The 20,010-nt window shown below is 46.1% G+C and carries 20 protein-coding genes and 2 pseudogenes; 19 read left to right on the top strand and 3 right to left on the bottom strand.

All coding sequences use genetic code 11. The features are described from left to right. Positions 1-196 precede the first annotated feature (196 nt). The gene (locus Y696_RS08375; protein WP_121510254.1) at positions 197-934 is read right to left on the bottom strand and encodes a class I SAM-dependent methyltransferase; all 738 of its coding nucleotides are present in this window, start codon (positions 932-934) and stop codon (positions 197-199) included. A 72-nt stretch (positions 935-1,006) separates the two neighbouring features. Then, positions 1,007-1,771 (bottom strand): heliorhodopsin HeR, encoded by a 765-nt coding sequence (gene heR / locus Y696_RS08370; protein WP_121510253.1) that lies wholly within the window; start codon positions 1,769-1,771, stop codon positions 1,007-1,009. Between the two features lie 454 nt (positions 1,772-2,225). Between heR and Y696_RS08365 the strand changes: the two genes are divergently transcribed. From Y696_RS08365 to Y696_RS08275, 19 genes and pseudogenes are all read left to right on the top strand, one after another. Continuing rightward, complete coding sequence (locus Y696_RS08365) at positions 2,226-2,639, top strand: protease inhibitor I42 family protein (protein ID WP_409071681.1); 414 nt, start codon at positions 2,226-2,228, stop codon at positions 2,637-2,639. Next, positions 2,612-2,854 (top strand): annotated as a pseudogene (locus Y696_RS08360) (hypothetical protein); the annotation flags it as partial. The gene Y696_RS08365 and the pseudogene Y696_RS08360, both read left to right, overlap by 28 nt. A gap of 138 nt (positions 2,855-2,992) precedes the next feature. Then, positions 2,993-3,667, top strand: a pseudogene (locus Y696_RS08355) (bifunctional 4-hydroxy-2-oxoglutarate aldolase/2-dehydro-3-deoxy-phosphogluconate aldolase). Next, complete coding sequence (locus tag Y696_RS08350) at positions 3,654-4,553, top strand: ROK family protein (protein WP_121510250.1); 900 nt, start codon at positions 3,654-3,656, stop codon at positions 4,551-4,553. The pseudogene Y696_RS08355 and the gene Y696_RS08350 overlap by 14 nt, the downstream one beginning before the upstream one ends. Positions 4,554-4,672: 119 nt before the next feature. After that, entirely contained in the window at positions 4,673-5,698 is a 1,026-nt protein-coding gene (locus tag Y696_RS08345) for a LacI family DNA-binding transcriptional regulator (RefSeq protein WP_259459897.1), read from the top strand. Positions 5,699-5,738: 40 nt separating this feature from the next. Then, entirely contained in the window at positions 5,739-7,157 is a 1,419-nt protein-coding gene (locus Y696_RS08340; RefSeq protein WP_006489189.1) for an L-fucose/L-arabinose isomerase family protein, read from the top strand. 43 nt (positions 7,158-7,200) lie between these two features. Further along, positions 7,201-7,848 carry a transaldolase family protein gene (locus Y696_RS08335; RefSeq protein WP_099773063.1) on the top strand — a complete coding sequence of 216 codons (648 nt, stop codon included), beginning with the start codon at positions 7,201-7,203 and terminating at the stop codon, positions 7,846-7,848. Then, positions 7,845-8,834 (top strand): carbohydrate kinase, encoded by a 990-nt coding sequence (locus Y696_RS08330; RefSeq protein ID WP_121510248.1) that lies wholly within the window; start codon positions 7,845-7,847, stop codon positions 8,832-8,834. Before Y696_RS08335 ends, Y696_RS08330 begins: the two co-directional genes overlap by 4 nt. Beyond that, positions 8,831-10,240 (top strand): rhamnulokinase family protein, encoded by a 1,410-nt coding sequence (locus Y696_RS08325; protein ID WP_121510247.1) that lies wholly within the window; start codon positions 8,831-8,833, stop codon positions 10,238-10,240. Before Y696_RS08330 ends, Y696_RS08325 begins: the two co-directional genes overlap by 4 nt. Positions 10,241-10,421: 181 nt before the next feature. Further along, the gene (locus tag Y696_RS08320; RefSeq protein ID WP_121510246.1) at positions 10,422-11,165 is read left to right on the top strand and encodes an IclR family transcriptional regulator; all 744 of its coding nucleotides are present in this window, start codon (positions 10,422-10,424) and stop codon (positions 11,163-11,165) included. Positions 11,166-11,173: 8 nt separating this feature from the next. Then, a complete protein-coding gene (locus Y696_RS08315; protein ID WP_121510245.1) occupies positions 11,174-11,938 on the top strand; it encodes an ABC transporter ATP-binding protein in 765 nt (254 codons plus the stop codon). After that, positions 11,938-12,720, top strand: a complete 783-nt coding sequence (locus Y696_RS08310) for an ABC transporter permease (protein WP_121510244.1) — start codon at positions 11,938-11,940, stop codon at positions 12,718-12,720. The genes Y696_RS08315 and Y696_RS08310 overlap by 1 nt, the downstream gene beginning before the upstream one ends. Then, positions 12,720-13,502 (top strand): nucleoside phosphorylase, encoded by a 783-nt coding sequence (locus tag Y696_RS08305; RefSeq protein WP_121510243.1) that lies wholly within the window; start codon positions 12,720-12,722, stop codon positions 13,500-13,502. The genes Y696_RS08310 and Y696_RS08305 overlap by 1 nt, the downstream gene beginning before the upstream one ends. 16 nt (positions 13,503-13,518) lie before the next feature. Further along, positions 13,519-14,484 carry an ABC transporter substrate-binding protein gene (locus Y696_RS08300; RefSeq protein ID WP_121510242.1) on the top strand — a complete coding sequence of 322 codons (966 nt, stop codon included), beginning with the start codon at positions 13,519-13,521 and terminating at the stop codon, positions 14,482-14,484. A 28-nt stretch (positions 14,485-14,512) separates the two neighbouring features. After that, complete coding sequence (locus Y696_RS08295) at positions 14,513-15,280, top strand: ABC transporter permease (RefSeq protein ID WP_121510241.1); 768 nt, start codon at positions 14,513-14,515, stop codon at positions 15,278-15,280. Between the two features lie 10 nt (positions 15,281-15,290). Continuing rightward, positions 15,291-16,517: a hydantoinase/carbamoylase family amidase gene (locus Y696_RS08290; protein WP_121510240.1), complete on the top strand. Its 1,227-nt coding sequence runs from the start codon at positions 15,291-15,293 to the stop codon at positions 16,515-16,517. Next, on the top strand, positions 16,504-17,721 hold the full coding sequence (locus tag Y696_RS08285) for a dihydroorotase (RefSeq protein ID WP_121510239.1): 1,218 nt from the start codon (positions 16,504-16,506) through the stop codon (positions 17,719-17,721). Before Y696_RS08290 ends, Y696_RS08285 begins: the two co-directional genes overlap by 14 nt. Continuing rightward, positions 17,718-18,488 carry a dihydroorotate dehydrogenase electron transfer subunit gene (locus Y696_RS08280; RefSeq protein WP_121510238.1) on the top strand — a complete coding sequence of 257 codons (771 nt, stop codon included), beginning with the start codon at positions 17,718-17,720 and terminating at the stop codon, positions 18,486-18,488. Before Y696_RS08285 ends, Y696_RS08280 begins: the two co-directional genes overlap by 4 nt. Further along, positions 18,478-19,404, top strand: coding sequence for a dihydroorotate dehydrogenase (locus tag Y696_RS08275; protein WP_183084202.1), 927 nt, complete (start codon positions 18,478-18,480; stop codon positions 19,402-19,404). Before Y696_RS08280 ends, Y696_RS08275 begins: the two co-directional genes overlap by 11 nt. Here Y696_RS08275 and Y696_RS08270 read toward each other — a convergent pair. Then, positions 19,385-19,993 (bottom strand): bifunctional 4-hydroxy-2-oxoglutarate aldolase/2-dehydro-3-deoxy-phosphogluconate aldolase, encoded by a 609-nt coding sequence (locus Y696_RS08270; RefSeq protein WP_121510236.1) that lies wholly within the window; start codon positions 19,991-19,993, stop codon positions 19,385-19,387. The two genes, Y696_RS08275 and Y696_RS08270, sit on opposite strands and share 20 nt — an antisense overlap. Positions 19,994-20,010 lie beyond the last annotated feature (17 nt).

Genomic DNA, 20,010 nt, shown 5'->3' with positions numbered 1-20,010 from the left:
AATATTCCACTTACTAATGAAAGTATCATACCATAAACTGGTATAGGGTATTACAATTCTTCTTTTCATGTTTCCACATCACTACCCCTGCAAGAAACCGAAAAACCACTGAACTTTCGTAACCCTATCGATCTGGGGAGAAAATATGTGTCCATGATAATTCAATAAGCAACTCGAATGACCTAAAAGATAGACTCTAACCATTTTCGCCTCTGGTTCTTTTCTTGAAGACGAATATTGAAAAGTCGTGTGAGAACTCGTTGCCGGAAAAGGCTTTCATGATTTGCCCCACCTTCTCGATCGGAAATTCCAGCGTAAGGGCCTTTTCGATTTCCCCACGGTTCTTTGCTCTCCATTTTGTTCTCACAATCCTTTCCAAAAAGCCCTTAGATGCGAAGTAATCGGAAATCTCTTTTTGAAGCCCTTTAAGGTCCCGACCATATGATAGTTCGAGAAAGTCCGCATACTGGCCTGAAGAGTAGTTGTTCTGAATATTGAAGAAATACCCGCCGGTCTTCAGGACCCTTTTGACTTCTTCAATCCCCTCTTCACAACTCTCTGTGTATTTCATGGGCGGGCCAAAGAAATACGCAAGTCTGGCGTGCACGATATCTGCCAGATCAGATTTCAGTGGAAGGTCCTCAGCAAATCCCTTCAACACACAGAAGTTCGATCTGAAGTCACGGGCTTGCCTCGATATCAATTGTTTTAACATTCCCGAATCCGGCTCCACGGCGTAAACCATGGAGGCAGTGCTTGCGTACATATGTGAATGAAAGCCTGAGCCTGCTCCAACATCGACAATCACGCTGCCTTCGAAATCGCAGAACTCTTCCATAACCTTCTCTATTTTCCTTTCTGGGTCGATCAATTCATTCTGAAGCTCGTACAGCTCCGGATTTGTTGAACCGGCATAGAAGTAGAGATTTGGCATCTATATCCTCCTGGAATTATCTTAACAAAGAGACCCCTTTCGGGGTCTCACGATACTCCTTAAAAACTTTTATCAAACTGGCCTGAGCGTTCCGGCAAAAACCTGCCACGCAAGGACACTCTTGGCAACAAGGCTGAGAAGAACATACATACTTTCGCCGAAGAGGTAGTTCTTCCAGGGACCGATCTTCTTGTACTGAAGAAACATGTTTATCGCAAAGCTGTTGAAGAAAACTAGGAAAGTAATGAGAATCGCATAAACAAAAGACGGGAATTCAACATTAGCCTTTCCAAGAGATGTAAAGAAGTATACGAAGACAGCTATCCATGTGACCGCCCCGGCAATACAGCCGAAGATAAAGGCCGTCCAGTTTGTCCTTTCGGTTGTCTGATTGTGAAGTTCCATCATAAGCCCGAAGAGGTTCATTAGGGCGTTGACAGTGAACAGCAGCATGAGGCTAACTATGTCAAGCATACCCGAGAACATAGCGATGGCAACAATCATCACCGAAGAGCTGATGGAATACTCGTACCATCTGGCGTAATTAATTCCTTTCTGAAGATTTCTTGCGTACCACCCAAAGCCAAAGGTTGAGACTATGAAATGCGCTATGGCGGACATGAAGAGGAAACTCGCGATGAAAGGACCCATCTTCAGATCCATGAAGTTCTCGGTTGATGGAACCAGTCGCATTATCTCCCGGTCAAACTCCAGGTAGTTTCTCGTAATCGTCAAAGAAGAATCGTTGCTTACTATCAGCATTATGATTCCCTGAACAAGGTGGAGAAAACCCATTATCAAGTTGTATATACGAAGCTTTTTGTAAACGGATTCCATTTACTTTCCCCCCCTTTTTCATAGCATGAAGAAATATTAACACAAATGATTGATTTGTTGAGTCATAAAAATCCACACTATTAGATAAAAGATGAAAAGTCGAAAGACGTCATTGGAGCTTGTCTTTCACGATTAGACGCGATTGAATTCGGCCGTTTTGACATTCCTCCTCTATGAAATACAAGAGAAGAGTTTAGCTGAAAACAGGACTTCTTCTTTGGATCCTTTCTTCCCGTTTGATCCTTTCTCTCTGGAGATCGTCAAATACCTACACTGTTAGGTTTTCTAACAGAAGCAGAATAGGCGGTATTTATCGCTTTCAAAGACTATCACATAATCTCTTTAATAATGACGATTGTATTTGTGGCTTTCTATGGAACTCTTCTTGCCGGCATAGGAGATTCAGAAGAATCAAATATCCCGATAATTAAACTGAATCAGCTACGAACAACGCTTGAAGGCCCAACTTGTGGAGAAAGCTTTGACCGGTTATACATGGCACTACTATTCATCAGAAGCTAACGCCTTTTCACTTTTTTCGAAGGAAAGCTCCGTTGACCAATCTGAAAAAGCTGTCCAAGGTGGCGGTTCGAAAGTGACCTGGTTATTCAGTCCAGAAACCTTGGGAAGCTTTGCGATTATTTTCAAGCTCTACAGAGAATGGGAAGGCGAAGAAAAAGCTGTTGACATAAGGGTATTCAATGTAGAAATGGATGACAGAACTCTAAGTGAGTGTATTCTTGATTATGTAACGGTCCTTGACAGTTCTCCGGGTTTCATAAGTCGGGTGATCTATTCGCAGCCACTACTGAGGAAGACTTATCGGCTGGATTTTCATGGAGCGTGCGGAGAGATAGCGAAATCCTGAGACTCATAGATAACAGGTACATCGACCCTTCGAAGAGCCAATCTTCTCCCGGTAACATCTCGAACTTTCCAATGGCAACCGCCGAACCCGGAAAGCGGTTATTCGATTTCGAAGCTCTAAAAATAGGAGTCTCTCTAATAGAGTTCGAATTCTATAGCACGGTTGAAAACCATGGAAATGTTTCGACACTTTACGCGGGTGTCTCTGTCGAATAGCGATGAGAGATCTGAAAATGTTTTCAGAAGCACATTATTACATTAACATGAGCAACGATATGCCACAAAAGACATAATACTCAAATGGACAGTTTCCTTTTCAGCGGGGAAATGTGGCGATACCTCCTGATATACTAAATGCAGAGATTATCTTCTGTCGGTAAGCGAAAGAAGGGGTATTTTACCGTGTTTGAAAGACTAATGACAGAAAAGGTCTTGACAGTAATTAGGGGTCTTACGCTTGATCAGTCGAGGAAGTTGTGTGAAATGCTGCTGGAAAACGACTTGACGATTCTGGAAGTCAGTTTCTCCGACGAATCTTCATCTGAGATACTGCACGAACTCAAGAAGGAATTCTACGGAAAGCTCGTGATCGGGGCCGGTACAGTATACGATGATACGGCTTATTCGAGAGCGCTTCGCTCGAATGCCGATTTCGTTCTCAGCCCTGGATTTAGTGAGAAAATCGCAAAGTTGTCGACAAGGGATGGAATAAGTTATATACCCTGAGTCTACACTTCTACAGATATACAGACGGCGCTGAATAACAGATTCAGCTTTCTGAAACTCTTCCCCGGCGATGCAGAGGGTCTGAATTTGCTAAAAGCGTACAGGGGTCCGTTTCCCACAGTCAAATTCATGCCTTTCGGTGGAGTAACGGCCGAAAACGCTACAGAATACATGAAAGCAGGCGCCGTTGCGCTCGGAATCGGTTCCTACATAGCAAACAGAAACCTTTTTGATGAGGAAAGAGAAGGGGAGGTTCTTGAAAGAATCCTGAAAATTCGGAGAGCAGTAAATGCCAGCAGTTGACATAGCGATCGACGTTGGAGGTACCAAGACTCTCGTATCGGCTTTCGATGAGAAAGAAGTGGAGCCTTATTCATCGGAAGAAATTCCCACCAGGCCGGCTGAAGGAATTGACAGTTTCTTCGAGCAACTTAGTAACATCTGTCTTCGCATGAAAGGAAGTAGAAATATCAACCGCTGGGGGCTTTGCACGGCAGGTGCCGTCAGTCCCGAAAAGGGCAAGTTGATCTGGTCGCCGAACCTCGGGTGGAAAGACGTGGAGTTCTTCAGAAGAGCCTCTTCCTTTCTCGGTACCGAAGGTGTAATCGAAAACGACTGCAATGCGGCGGCTTTTGGAGAATGGGCATTTAGAAAGGATATTGAATCGCTCATCTACGTTACCGTCAGTACGGGAATAGGCATGGGAATGGTCGTCCGGGGGAAAATCTTGCGGGGAGCAAACAACGCAGCGGGAGAGATCGGCCACACGATAGTGAAACCGAATGGCCCGCTTTGCACTTGTGGTCGCCGCGGTTGCCTGCAAGCGATTTCAGGCGGCAGGGGCCTTGAAATTAGAGCAAATGATTCGCTTGGAATCGAGATCGGCACAAAAGAGATAATAGATCGCGCAGAGTTGAACGAGCCGGTCTTCAAAGAAATGATAACCGAAGCTTCTGAAACTCTTGGACGATTTCTCTGCAACCTCATGGATTCTCTCGATCCTGCGGTACTGGTAATCGGAGGAAGTCTCGGGAAGAACCGGTACTATTTCGACAGAATACTCAAGACCATTGAAGAGAACTACTACAGAGTTCCAGGAAAGAAGGTAAAGATTGAGCTTTCCTCTATAGAACCCAATCCAAACATACTTGGAATACTCTCCCTATCAAGGAAAACACACAAAGACTGACTTATTCTACTTGAGCTCTCTCTACGTCTGTCTGCTACCACTTTGCTTTTCAATCAAGGACGACCCATAGTATAATGAAAATGAACGCAAACGTTTGCGAAAGGTTGCGATCCCCAGTGATGAAGAAGACAACGATAAAAGACATAGCAAACGAATTGAACATATCACCGTCGTCCGTATCGCGAGCGCTTTCCGATGAGCCGGGAGTGAGTCCTTCCCTGAGGAAAGAGATAGTCGACGCGGCCGAGAGATTGAACTACATTCCCAATTCCTCCGCAAAATCCCTGAAGACAAGAAAGACCCAGACTGTGGGTCTCATCGTGTCGGATATCAGGAATCCATTCTTTCTGGATTTCATGAGCGGAGTCGAGACCGTGCTCTTTCCTAGAGGCTACAAATTCATCGTCTGCGACATCGGCGAGGATTTCGAGAAAGAGAGAATCTACATCAAATGGCTCCTCGAACACGGCGTCGAGGGGATACTTTCCTCGCCCTGTGGGGGTGAGGATGGAAGAAACAACTCACGACTTTACAGAGAGGCAGTCAGGAGAAACATCGCCGTAGTCTTCTACGATAGGATTCTCGAAGGACTTGATAGGATAAGCTCGGTAACCCTCGACAACCGACAGGCGATTCTCCAGGGAGTGTTGCACTTAAAGGAGAACGGTCACAGGAAACTCGGAATAGTCCTTCACAAAAAGGGAATCTATACAATAGAAGAGAGACGTATGGGCTTTTTGGAGGCTTGCAAGATGCTGGACATTGAAATAAACGCAGACTGGATTATCGAGAATGCAGTGGACGCGGAAAGGGCTTCGCTGTCACTGGAGTCTGTTCTGAAATCGGACAGGAGACCGGATGCGATCATATCCACAAACCAGTTTCTCAATGAGGTCATAGTTGCAACCGTAAGGCGGATGGGCCTGAAAATCCCCGGTGATCTGTCGATTGTAGGCTTCGATGACCATTCCATGAACGAACTGATCGAGCCACCCTTGACGACGATCAGACAGCCTGTGAAGGACATCGGCAGGATTGCCGCCACGATTATGCTGAGCGAAATAGACGGAACAAGAGGTGATAAATCGAAAGTTGTGCTGAAGGCGGAACTGCTTCAAAGAAAATCTGTGTCAAAGCTCATATAGACAAGCTCGAACAAAACACCGAAAAGAGGAGGAATGCTCAATGAAAAAGAGAAAGGTTGGAGTGATCACTTTTTCCGACGGGCGCGATTTCGTTCACAACGATCTGATCGAAATGAACAAGGGGTTTCAAGACAGGCTGGTTAAGGCCCTTGAAGCAACGGGTGAAGTGGAAGTTGTCACAGCCTCCGATATAGTCTGGAAGCCTTCCCTCGCGAAGAAGGCCGGCAAGGAACTGATGAAGGCCGAGGTTGAGGCCACGATATTCAACTACGCTATCTGGTGCTGGCCGCATCTTTCCGTAATGGCCTCGCTTTATGCACCAGGTCCTTTCCTCACCTATGGACAGATCAATCCCTCTTACCCCGGTATGGTAGGCCAGCTGGCGGCAGCAGGTGCCCTCGAACAGGTCGGAATAATGCCTGAAAGGGTATGGGGCAATCCCGAAGATTCAGATGTAATTGAAAGGGTAATGCACTTCGTGAGGGCTGCTTCAGCGGCCGCAAGACTGAAGGGTGAAAGATACGGTATGTTCGGCGGCCGTCCGATGGGAATGTACACGGCTTCGGCCAACGGTGATCAGTGGCTGAAGGAGTTCGGTGTCGATGTGGAACAGATCGACCAGTATGAACTGGTAGTCAGGGCGGAGAAAGTACCAAAAGACGTCACAAAAGCAGCTAGAGAGTGGCTTGAAAAGCTTGCAACTGTAAAGTATGACGGCAAACAGCTTACACCTGAAAAACTGGAGAAGCAGATCGCGCTCTACGAGGCCGCGCTAAGTATCATAAAAGAGTACGAACTGGATTTTGTTGGATTCAAAGGTCAGCCCGAGATGACAAACAACTACGCAACGATGGACATAGTAGAGGCCTTCCTCAATGATCCGTATGACTGGCACGGTTCAAAGGAAACAATCGTTGCGGCCACCGAAACGGATATGGATGGAGCTCTGACCATGGAAATCTTCAAGCATATCGCTCAGTCTCCAGTTCTGTTTGCAGACGTGAGACACTACTTCGAGGAAGAAGACCTTCTCGACCTCTGTAACTCGGGCACTCACGCGACCTACTTTGCAGGAAAATCTATGAATCCCGAAGACAATCTCAAACACGTAGAACTGTATCCCGAGGACTTCTACTTCCCGGCCGGAGGAGCTGCCGTAAAGCATTTTGCGGCACCTGGGCGAGTTACCCTTGCCAGGCTTGCGAGACAGAACGGCGAGTACATCATGACAATAGTACCGGGAGAGTTCGTTAAGCTCTCCGAAGCAGAAGAAAAGAAGCTGTCGGAGAAGGTTCAGATCGAATGGCCACATGCCTATGTGAAGCTGGATACTGACATGGATACCTTCCTGAGATACTACCCATGCAACCACACTCACGGTGTTTACGGCGATTTCGTAGAGGAACTGGTACAGTTCTGTGATATAAAGGGTATTGATTACCAGATTCTTGGAGAGTAAACTGCATTTCGGGACATATAGTTACTAAGAAAGGAGCCTGATAATGTTATACATTGACGGTATTTGTGAAAAGAGCGTTGAACTCGTTGAACAGCCTGTCTTTGCCGGAATCACCACTAACCCCACAATACTGAAAAGAGATAGGCCGGGATGGGGTCTTATGGATGCAATGAAATTCCTCTCAAAGGTCCCGGGCGAGAGACACTTCGTTCAGGGTAGCCTCTCTTCGACCGACTGGATTCAGAAGGTGAAGGAATTCATAAAGAAGAGCGATTTCGATCCCGAATTCTTTACTATCAAACTGCCCTGGGATCCGCAGAAGGCCTCTAATATTGTTCCTCAGCTGAACGATATTGGAGTTGGAGTTTGTGCTACGGCCGTTTACACTTTACAGCAGTACTACGCCGCGGTCAGCATGGAAGTTGAGTATGTGGCCGTGTACTTCGACAGAATGGTGAAGGCGGGAATAGATGCTGACTTGAGAATTACGGAGATGTTAGACATTGGTGACTGGCACTCAAACGCCCCTAGAATCATTGCGGCAAGTATAAAGGATATCGAGAGCGCAAACAAACTTATCTCACTGGGTGTCCATGATCTCACGTTGCCCATCGAGATCGCAGCTGAATACGTTCAGGGTAGTTTTCCGGCAGATGATCTCAACAGGTTCGAGGCTGACTTCAAGTTATGAGAGATCGGTCCAAACCGGTTTTATGCTCTGGAGAGATCCTCTTCGATTTTATCTCTAGAGAACCTATGAAAGGCCTGGAAGGCACCACCCTGTTTGAAAAGAAACCGGGTGGTGCACCTTTCAACATATCTGTCGGTCTTCACAGACTGGGAGTTCTTATGGAATTTCTCGCCAAAATCGGCATGGACGAATTTGGTAGCGCACTTCTCGAATATCTGAAGTCTCTTGGAATTTCTACCAGCTACGTGATTAGAGAACATGGAACGAAGACACCTATAGCCTTTGCCGCTCTGGACGGCGAGGGAAAGCCGGAATTTAGATTCTACTGGGATCATGCAGCCCATCTATCGCTCAAATCAGAAGAAATCGAAGAGATCGACCCTCTTAACTTTTCCCTCTTTCATTTTGGCGCGATAGTACTCCTGGAAGAACCGTCGGCATCCACTTATCTAGAGCTGTTCGAAAGGTTCAGTTCAAGAGGAGTCAAGACTTCATTCGACCCCAACATTCGAAGAAGCGCAATAGAGGATCACGATTCATTCAGGGCCACAGTCAGAGAAATCATCTCCAGAGTCGACATTCTCAAGCTCAGCGACGACGATCTGCTATACATATGTGACAGCGACAATCTCGATGAGGCCCTGTCTCGGCTCGAAGTCAGACCGGACACGCTCGTCTTTCTCACCCTCGGAAGCAGAGGATCCACTGTTTATCGCGGAAGGACTTCTGTTAAGAGAGAGGGGTTCAAGGTGAAAGTGGCCGAGACAACGGGCTGCGGAGACTCTTTTATGGCCGCAGTAATCTCTAAGCTCTACAATATGGGCGATGAAGAACTGCGTAGTCTTACCGAAGAAGATCTGGGAAGCATTCTCACTTTCGCAAACGCAGAGGCGGCGATCGTCGCAACAAGATATGGCGGAGCAAGCTCGATGCCAGCCGAAAGCGAAGTGAACCAGTTCCTTAAAGAACGGGGTATGGACCATTGATCGGATTCCTCGCCATAGACATCGGTGCCTCCAGCGGCAAGGCCTTCGTTGGAAAGTACGGTCGAAACAGGCTGGTTCTGGAAGAAGTACATCGCTTTTCGAACGAGCCTATTCATGTCGCGGGTTCGACTCACTGGAACCTCATTTCGCTTTACAAGAATGTCGTGGAAAGTATAAAGGCGGCTTCAGCAATGGGAATTGAGATCCGGAGCGTAGGAATCGACACATGGGGAGTGGATTTCGGTCTCATCGACAGTTCTGGTTCGATTCAGGGTGATCCCAGACATTACAGAGACATGTTCAAAGATGATTCCATGGATTACGCAATAAAGAAGGCCGGCAAGCGATGGATCTTCGACAGAGCTCCAACACAGTTTCAGCCATTCAACACTCTCTATCAGCTCATATCTCTCAAACGTAAAAACAGCCGTTACCTTGAAAAGGCAGATGCCCTTCTCCCGATGCCTTCACTCCTGACCTACTTCCTCACAGGGGAGAAGCTGACAGAGTTCACTTTCGCCACTACCACACAACTCTTCGATCCCGATCGAAACGACTGGAGCGAAGAGCTTATAAGATTCTTCGATCTACCGGACATAATGACTCCGATCGTAGATCCAGGGGAAATCGCCGGAGAACTGCTCCCCTCAGTTGCGGAAGAGCTTGGCATAAAGGGCTTGAAGGTTATTCTGCCCGCAAGCCACGACACGGCGTCGGCCGTTTCGTCCATGGATCTTTCAGATGATTCGATGTTCGTCAGCGCCGGAACCTGGTGCCTAGAGGGGGTGTTGATCGACAAACCTTCCAGAAATGACGACGTTATCGAAAACAACCTTGCCAACGAGGGCTGCTACGGAAGAAGGTACCGCCTGCTCAAGAATCTAACCGGTCTATGGTTGGTTCAAGAGCTCCTCAGGGAGTGGAAGAAATCGAATCCGAATCTCGATCACTTTGCATTGACCGAGATGGCGCTGACCGTCAGAAGCTATGAGAGAAAAATAGATGTGGAATCCGAAGCCTTCAGAAAACCGAGAAGCATGGAGAAGGCTATACTCTCCGAAGCCGAGAAGCTCGGAATCTCTTTGAAAAATAGGGGAGAGATCGTGAGAGCCGCTATCGAAGGAATCGCTTACCAGACAGAGCAGACAAGAAAACAACTGCAGTCAATAACCGGCCGGTCAATAAGGAACATTAGAATGGTGGGCGGTGGCATTCGCAACAGCCTTCTCTGCCAGTTAGTGTCAGACTACACAGGGCTTCCGGTAGTCGCAGGACCGGCGGAAGGAACTGCCACGGGTAACATCATAGTGCAGATGCTTGGTCTTGGAGAACTAAGCGACCTATCGCAGGCTCACGATCTTATTCAACGCTCATTCAACTTTCAGGAATACACTCCGAAAAAGTAATGCCTCGAATCATTCAAATGAGTCTAAAATTACGAATTCATAAGATTGCGGTTATTAATCTAGCTTAATCATCTCTAGCCAGCCATAACATCTTCAGGAAAGGTTGGGTGATATGACGGTGGCCGTGTAAACTAGTCTTGATAATTCTACTTGGTAGAATTAATATCCCGCGAGGTGGAATATGACTTATCTCCAGAAAGTGCTCACAATGATAGAAATCGTTGCCTATTGTGATAGTGGCGGAATAACGGTTCAGCAAGCGGCGGGAAAATCCGGTTTTCCTATGTCCTCATCTCACAGAATACTTAATGATCTTGTAAACTGCGAAGTCTTGACCAAGTCTGAAGAGGCCAGGCGCTATAGATTGAGTCCAAGAATAATACCCCTGGTAAATGAGATCACTAGAAGGATGAATATTGTTAACCTTAAAAACTGTCTTGTTGGGCTGAAAGATAAGATAAATGAAACTGTCTTCTTCAGTGAGCTTACGGAAAACGGGGTAACCTCTGTGTTGACTGTTGAAAGCGATAGAGTCTTTAGTTTCAGGGCCAGATCGGGAGTTTATCTTCCTGTTCATTGCACGGCTGCCGGATTGGCTATTGCCGCAAACATTGACAAGGATAGAGCGTTAGACCTAATATGTAAATCTCACATCGGCAATAACCCTGAAATCGAGACTTGCCCAGCGGAGGATTATAAGGCTCGTCTAGAAAGAGTGAGGCAAGAAGGCTTTGCTTTCTGCGACGAGGAATTCGAGCCGGGACTAAGAGCTGTCGCGGTGCCCGTTTTCGATTCTGCGGGAAGTGCTGTCGCCAGTATAACTGCGATTGCGCCGAAAGAGAGATTCAGTACAAAAAGAATAAATGAGGAGATTGTAGCAAATCTAAAAAAGACTGCTGTGGACGTCAGCAAATACACTTTATAGAGGTTGGCATGAATGAACAGGTGGTAATTGTAAGTAACGTTGGAAGGGTTTTCTCTAGTGGGACAAAGAAGGGCAGAAAGGAATTCGTCGCACTGGATGGTGTTTCATTCACAGTTAACAGAGGTGAGTTCGTCTCGCTGCTGGGACCATCGGGCTGTGGGAAATCAACACTGCTAAAGATTATCTCGGGACTTCTTAAGGCAAGTTCTGGAACGGTGAAGATTACGGAGAAAGAGAATCGCAAGACCCCTCCGTTTGGTTTCGTATTCCAGGATTCCGTTCTTTTGCCCTGGAGAACAGCAATAGACAACGCTCTGTTTCCATTCGAAATCATGGGCAACAGGGAGAAAGCAGATGAAAGCAACGTCAGGAATCTTTTCAAACTCGCGAAGCTTGTTGGTTTTGAGAATTCCTACCCCAGACAACTTTCAGGAGGAATGAAACAGCGTGTATCTATTGTGAGAGCCCTGTCTTACAATCCCCCAATTCTACTTATGGACGAGCCTTTCGGAGCTCTTGACGCAATAACCAGAGACAATCTGAACAACGTGCTCCTCGAAATTTGGGAATCAACGAGAAAGACGGTTATCTTTGTGACGCACAGCATTAGCGAAGCAGTATATCTTTCAGACAGGATAATTGTCATGGGTACAAAACCCGGTAGAGTAATCGCGGATATGAAAGTTGAACTGCCTAGACCGCGAAATGAAGATTCAAAACTTACTCCGGAATTCTACTCCTACGTCAAAGAGCTAAGGGAGATGCTCAAATAATGAGCAAGAAAGTCCTAACAGCGATAATCTCGATTCTTTTCCTGGTACTCTTTTTAGGTTTTTGGAAGGGATACATAATCGTCAGAGATGTTCCGGGATTTATCCTTCCACCTCCAGAGGCTGTAGGGCAGAGGTTTATCTCTCTTATTGCAGACGGCACTTTCATAAGAGAAGGCTGGGTAACTCTGTATACGATACTGATAGGCTTCTCCGTTGGATCTATTCTGGGCTTTGTTGCCGGATACTTCTCGGCGAAATCAAGAACCTTCGAGGAAGTTATCTCACCGTATGTCATGCTTATTCAGGCTACGCCAAAAGTATCTCTCATTCCTCTCTTTGTTATTTGGTTCGGACTCGGGATGCCGTCAAAGCTATTGCTTATAGTCCTTTCAGCATTCTTCCCAGTGATGATAAACACAATCTTGGGACTGCGATCTGTCCCGGAGGACTACGAGAATCTTATGACAATTCTCGGCGCATCGGAACGCCAGTCAACTTTCAAGATGAGACTTCCGTTGGCCACTCCCTTAATCATGGCGGGACTAAAGATCGCAATGGTGCAGTCAGTAATAGGGGCAATAGTCTCGGAATGGATGGCGGGAGACAGAGGATTCGGTTACTTGCTTGTCTACGGCAGTTCTCTGTATGACGCAAATCTTCTGATGGCATCGATAATTGCTACCACTTTCCTGGGATTAATTCTCTACTGGAGTATCGAACTTGTAGAAAAGAAACTCTTGTTCTGGCATGAGTCGAAATTGGCCTTCACGGAGGGAACGTGATGAATGAAGGATTCAAAAAACCAACAGCGAGCAATCCCATTGAAAACGGTAAACTTCCGCATCTGAAGCTGAGCATAGATTCAAAGGTTCCGAAGCTTTTCTTCCTTCCAGGTGATCCAGACCGACTGAAGCTCTTCGAAGAGGCAGCAGATTCCTTTGAATATCTGTCCGTCAATCGAGAATTCTCAACGGGAATCGGCACTTTCGGAGGAAAGGAGTTTGGCGTCTGTTCAACCGGAATTGGAGGCGGTTCATCGGAAATAGTTATGGTGGAACTGCACGCTCTTGGTGTAGAAAGAGTTGTCAGAGTCGGAGGTTGTGGAGCGCTTAGAGAGGACATTAAGTGCGGAGACATGATAATCAACTCCGGGGCAGTAAGACTAGGCGGAAGTTCCAAAATGTACGTCAGAGTAGAATACCCGGCCGTTGCCGACCCATTTATGGTCGTCGCACTGGTCGAAAGCGCTTCTAGAAAGGGGATTAGTGCTCACGTCGGCATAGGCGCCACTGTTGAATCTTATTATGCCGGGCAGGGTCGGTGCATTGAAGGTTTTGAAATCCCTGGTTCCAGTTTGCCTGAAGAGCTCTCATCAGCCGGCGTTATCAATTTCGATATGGAAACCGAGACGATCTATACTCTGGCAAGCCTTATGGGAATGAAGGCAGCAAATATCCTGGCAGTTCATGGAAACAGAAAGACGGATGAATGGCTTAGTGACTATAGGTCAGCACAGCTTTGTGCAATAGAGACTGCACTTGAAACAGATTTTTTAACACTCTGAACGAGGAGGGATTGATTTGAAGAAGGCAGTACTTGTGTTCTTATTGGTTCTAGTAAGCATGTTTGTTTTTGCCCAGAAAGTAACCCTGCAGATTGAGGGTTCCGCAGTTCCTTACTACATTCCCATCTATATGGGAATAGAGCTCGGCTATTTTGAAGAGGAAGGTCTTGAAGTAGACTATCTCTTTGGAAGCGCCTCAGACATTATAAGAAACGTTGCGGTTGGAAATGTTGAATTTGGGTTCCCCAATGGCGAACCAGTCATAACGGCAAGAGCTCAGGGAATACCGGTAAATGTTATTCATACTACCTACCAACACGGGCTCGGCTCGACCATCTTCCTTAAGGAAAGCGGTATTGAAACACCCCAGGATCTCAAAGGGAAGAAAGTAGCAATAACAGCATATGGAAGCCCCAACTATGTGCAGCTACAGATACTCTTGAAGAAAAACGGGCTTTCACTGAATGACATCCAGCTTGAGATAGTGGGTACCGAGGCTATCGTGCCAGCTCTAGTAAACAAGAGAGTAGATGCAATTTGCTTCTCGATGCTCAGAACTTTTGAACTAAGGTATCAAGGAATCGAAGTAGATGAATTCAGGTCAGATGAGTTCCTTCCTTCATTCGGAAACGTTGTGGTAACCGGAGACAAAATTCTGAATGAGAACAGGGATCTGGCTGTTAGATTCACAAGAGCTTTGAGCAGAGTAATGGCCTATCTCTCAGATCCAGAGAACATGAAGGAAGCCACTGTAGTGGCAATCGCGAAGTATGCACCAACATATATTGGCAGAGAGGAATACATGGCCGAAATACTTTCAGAGATCTATGCGGGCTACCTCTGGCAGAGCGAAGATACCAAAGCCTTTGGATTCGGATTTGGAAACGTTGAAAGATGGCAGCAGACAATTGATATCATGAGAGAGTACGATCTGATAACCACAGATGTCAATGCGGCCGATTTCGTAATACCAAGACTTTAAATTAGATCTTCGGGTAGGAGGAAGGATTTTGAAAAAGAACATCAATTCAAAGCTAATGAGCTTTCTATTTCTTGTAGCTGTATTGGTCGTGTGGAAAGCAGTGGTCACGATTTTCAATACTCCAACACACATCCTTCCTCCGCCTGAAGATATTCTCTTCAAGTTCATTGAGTTGGTCAAGAACTCCGTTTTGCAAAAGAACTTCATGGCAACGCTCGAAGAGATTGCGATAGGTTTCAGTTCCGGAGCGGTGATTGGAATGGTACTTGGATACGTTCTTGCGAAGATAGAGATTCTCGAGAAGGCGCTTTCCCCGTACATACTCATATTCCAGACTGCTCCAAAGATATCGCTTGCTCCGCTCTTTGTGTTATGGTTCGGGCTAGGAATATTGTCTAAAGTGGTCCTAATTGCTTTGGTTACTCTGTTTCCTGTGATGATAAATATGATTCTCGGAGTAAGATCAACTGAAAAGAACTACTACAACCTGATGAAGGTTCTTAAGGCAAGCCGTCTGCAGATAATGTTCAAACTTGAACTAATGAACTCGATGCCGTATCTGATGACTGGATTGCGTGTAGCCCTTGTGTTGTCGATTACGGCTGCAGTCATAGGAGAAATGATGGGTTCGAGGGCTGGGCTTGGATTTCTTCTGATTCTAGGGAACGAGATGTACGATATCACGTTACTGTTGACAGTAATCACTGTAATTAGTCTTCTCAGCTTCTTCCTGGATATTGGAATGAAGAAACTGCAGGAAAAACTGCTGTTCTGGCATGAATCGGCGGTAAAGTGAAGGAGTTAGCTTGAGCGGTCTCGAATATCTAGCATCGGAAGAAATAGATAGGTTATCGAAATTCACCTCGACAGATGAAGGAGTTACTCGTCTTCCCTTCACAAGGGAGAACAGACTTGCCCTTGAGTATCTGGCGAAAAGGTTGAATGAAGTTGGAAAGAGAGTCTATGTCGATAGAATGGGAAACATCTTGACCTCCAGCGGGAGAGAAAGTCGGAGAGATGACAAAGTAGTTTTCTGTTCTCACTATGATTCAGTTCCAAATGGCGGCAAGTATGACGGAACTGCTGGCGTTGTATTTGGAACTCTACTTCTGAGCCTTCTAGGAAAGGCCGATGCCGAACGTATTGAATTATGCGCCTTCAACTGCGAAGAGTCCTCACTGTTCGGCCGGGCATCGTTGGGATCGGCGTTCTTCTTCAAGGGAGAGGAAGCTTTGGAGGACTATGAAACATTGATCGGCAAACGTGTATCCCTGACTAAACTAATTGAAGAAGCGGATTTTCAGAGCTTTTCACAAGTTGAAAAGCCGTCTGTTGAAGAAGGAACAAGTTTCATCGAAATACATGTGGATCAATCAAAAGAGTTATCAAAAAAAGCCTTGGATCTTGCATTTGTTGAGAAGATTGCCGGTCAAAGGAGACTCAGTTTCACTTTCAAAGGTGAGACCAATCATTCGAGCCTTATGAATCTCTCGGCAAGAAGAGACTCGCTTCTGGCTTCAACTTCTGCAATATTAAAGGCAAGCGAGTTGAGCAAGCTAATGTCATCAGATGAGGTCGTTGGGACCGTAACTAGGCTAGTTAACACTCCAAATGTAATGAATATGATTCCTGGAGAGACCGAGACTACCGTAGACATAAGAGGTTTCTCAGTTCGTTCTCTCGAAGAATTCAAAGGCTCTCTGACAGATTATTGTAGAGCCGTATCCGAAGGGGCTGCTATAGAATTCTCTTCGTCGGAGCTCTCCACCATGGATCCAGCGACAATGGATATCGCTTTGCTTGAATACCTTCAAAACAGTTTGACAGTTAAGGGACTTTCTTCTACAAGAATGCATAGCATAGCCTGGCACGACATTGCGGAGGTTTCGAAATACTTCGCATCTTCTCTTATCTTGCTGCCAAATCCTACGGGAGTAAGTCATTCACCAAGAGAGGCGATGGATCTAACTTCATTCTCCAAACTACTTAATGCGATGCTAGAGATCTTTGGAGGTTCACATGCTTCTAATTAGAAATTCAAATCTCGTAGATTGGAGAAGATCCAGCAGAACAACCTGTGACATTCTGATCGACGACGGTGTGATAAAGAAAATAGATTCAAAAATTGACTGTGGTGATGCAGATATAATTGAAGCCAAAGGACTTGTTGCAATACCTGGAATAGTAGATCCCCATGTACACTTGAGACAACCGGGGTATGAGTGGAAAGAGACTGTTGAAAGCTGCGTCCTGGCGGCGACCTCCGGCGGTGTTACCTCACTGTGTGCCATGCCAAATGTTATGCCATGTCCGGACTCAGTTGAAAACTATCATTATGTCAGGTCCTTTCAAAAGGATACGGTTATTAGAGTTCTGCAGTCTTGTTCAATAAATCAAAACCTGTCTGGCAGGCGAAATGACTGGAAAGAGCTTCATGAAGCAGGCGCAACAGTATTCACCAATGACGGTCTTCCCGTAGATCGAAATGGCGACATGACCGCTGTTCTCTGGTTTTCAAGGGAAACAGGTGTCCTTGTAGCCGAACATCCCGAGATTCCGGAATTTGAGAAAAGTCTGGGAAACACGGAGTATGCTGTCATTTGCAGGGATGTTATCCTTAACGAGAGGATCGGCGGTAGACTTCATCTTCAGCACGTCAGCTTAGCCAGTTCAATTGATTTTCTCAAACGAGCAAGAGAAAAGAATATCAGATTCACAATCGAAACGTGTCCCCATTATTTTGCAGAAACAAGCGAGGGGCTGCCCGACGGCTTTTATGAGGTCTATCCACCGATCAGAACACCTGATGATTTGAAAGCGATCAGATGGGCAATAGTCTCTGGTTTGATAGATATTATTGCTTCAGATCACGCACCACACACATTAGAAGAAAAAACATCTGAAGTACCTGCTAAAGGCTTTTCGGGAGTAGAACTACTTTTTCCGCTCTCGTACACTGCCCTTGTCAGCGAAGGGCTTCTCTCTCTACAAGCACTAACTAAGCTTCTGACATTTAATTCTTCGAATCTCTTGGGAATAAATCCCGCTCGTCTTGAAGAGGGAGAGCGTGCCGACATTGTGCTTTTCGATCCCAATGAGTCATGGGTTGTCGAAGAGTCCTCTATGTATTCAAAAGGGAAGAATACTCCATTCCTGGGTAAGAAACTAGATTCGAAGGTGAAGTATACCATCGCCTCTGGAAAAATAGTCTACCCCTTCACTGGAGAGTCAGTATGAATGTTGTGAATGAAAAATGCAAAGTGATCAGAAACGAAAGGGTCAGTTCCGACGGGCATGTACTGGTTCTTAATTCTAGAGATATCTCCCGACAGACCCTCCCCGGACAGTTTGTTGAAATCGGTTGTTATGGAGAAGATATGATTTTGAGAAGACCTTTTTCCGTCTTCGATGTCTCAAATGAAAGCCTATCCCTATTCATAAAGATTGTTGGAAAGGGGACAAAATGGTTGAGTGAACTCAATTCCGGATCCATTGTTGATCTCATAGGACCGCTGGGAAATGGATTCACCGTGTCAAGCAACAGCAGATCGCTTTTGATTGGAGGGGGATGCGGAATTGCTTCACTGAATCTTCTTTCTCGAAAGCTATTTGATTCAAACAGTAACGCGGACACTATTTTCGGCTTCTCAAAACCCGAGGAGATCCCTCAAGAAATCATCGAAGGATTTCAGAAGAGATCAAACGGAGTTTTAGTCACCATTGACAAAGGATCTTACCCTATCATCGGAAATGTTGTGGATAGGCTGAAGGAAGTTGATCTTGAGAATTACGACAGATTCTACTGTTGCGGCCCAACAAGAATGTTGAAGGCGCTTGACCCCTTTCTCTACAAGAGAGAAGTCGAGGTATCTCTTGAAGCACGAATGGCATGCGGAATCGGGGTCTGTTATGGCTGTACCATCAATACGAAACAGGGTAGCAAACGAGTCTGTCTGGATGGACCCGTTTTCAAAATGGAAGAGGTTGAATGGAATGAAATGTGATTTAAGAGCAGATCTTGGGCGTATAGGCATTTTGCGTACTCCCGTAATCATTTCTTCGGGGACCTTTGGACTGTCCAAACCGTATTTTGATCTGCTGGAATCTGAATATGTCGGAGCGGTAGTAACAAAGACAATCACTTTGAACCCGAAGACGGGTAATGCTCAGCCAAGAATCCTTGAGGGTCCCTCCTCAATGATAAATTCGATCGGCCTCGAAAACCCCGGTGTTCTCAGTTTCATCAAAGACTACAGAAACGGGTATGGAAAACTGGAGATTCCAGTAATCGTTAGTATAAGTGGAAATTCAGTATCTGAGTTTGCTGAGATTGCTGACAGGCTTAATGATATCGACGGGGCAGCCGCCATCGAACTAAACCTTTCCTGCCCAAATGTCGATTCAGAAGGTCTTTCTTTTGGATCAAGCGCTGAGAGAATCGGCAATGTCATATCTGAATGCAGCAAGACCAGCAAATACCCGCTGATCGCTAAACTTAGCCCTTTCCAATCTATTGACGCTTCCTTCGCCAGAAGTGCAGAAATGGCAGGGGCATCGGCAATATCGCTGATAAATACTGTGCCATCCATGAAGATTGACATAAACAGATTCAGATCTGCATTAGGTGCCCTATCCGGAGGAATGTCAGGGCCTGCGATCAAACCAATAGCGATAAAGATGATCTATGAAATCAGCAGAGAAGTAACCGTTCCTTTAATTGGAATGGGAGGTATCTCCTCAGGAGAAGATGCTGTTGAGTTCATTATGGCAGGTGCAGGCGCAATATCCATTGGAACCATGAACATGGTGAATCCGGGTCTGCCCAAATCCATCGTCGAATTCATAGAGACCTTCATGAGAATCCATTCACTATCTAGAATACATGAGATCACTCAAAGATTTATCCAAAGAAATTCTTGACTTTGGCGACGTACTGTCTTGCCTTCTCCTCTATTTCTTCCGGGCTCCCCTTAGTCAGATCGGATCCTATACCGACGGCGGCGGTGCCTGCCTTGAACCACGTGTCTATGTTGTCAAGATTGACTCCTCCCGACACCACACACAGCGCCTCGGGGAAGGGACCCCTAAGTGACTTCACAAAGGATGGCGAAAGGACATCGCCGGGGAAGACTTTGACCATCGAGCTGCCCAGCGCAGTTGCCTTTACATACTCCGTCGGCGTCATTATTCCGGGAAGATAGAGCGTCTCAAGCGCTCTGGACTGAATCGCAAGCTCTTCGGAAAGATGCGGACTTACAACGTACTTTGCGCCGCTCTTAACTGCCTTGCTGAACTGGTCGTCAGTGATAACCGTTCCAGCTCCAACGTAGGCACCCTCTATTTCTTTTGAGAGAATTGAGATCGCCTTGGAGGCGTCTGGAACCGTGAAGGTTATTTCCAGGATCTTCACGCCTCCTCTGAAACAGCTTCTTCCAATCTCGACACATCTCTCCACGCTGTCGCTTCTAATGACAGCCATTATCCTTTCCTGCAGGATAATATTCTTCACTTCTATCCCCCCATTCG

The sequence above is a fragment of the Mesotoga sp. H07pep.5.4 genome, assembly GCF_003664935.1.
GTDB lineage: Bacteria > Thermotogota > Thermotogae > Petrotogales > Kosmotogaceae > Mesotoga > Mesotoga prima.
The sequence above is the reverse complement of the archived record's forward strand: the minus strand, read 5'-3'. Positions and strand labels throughout refer to the sequence as shown.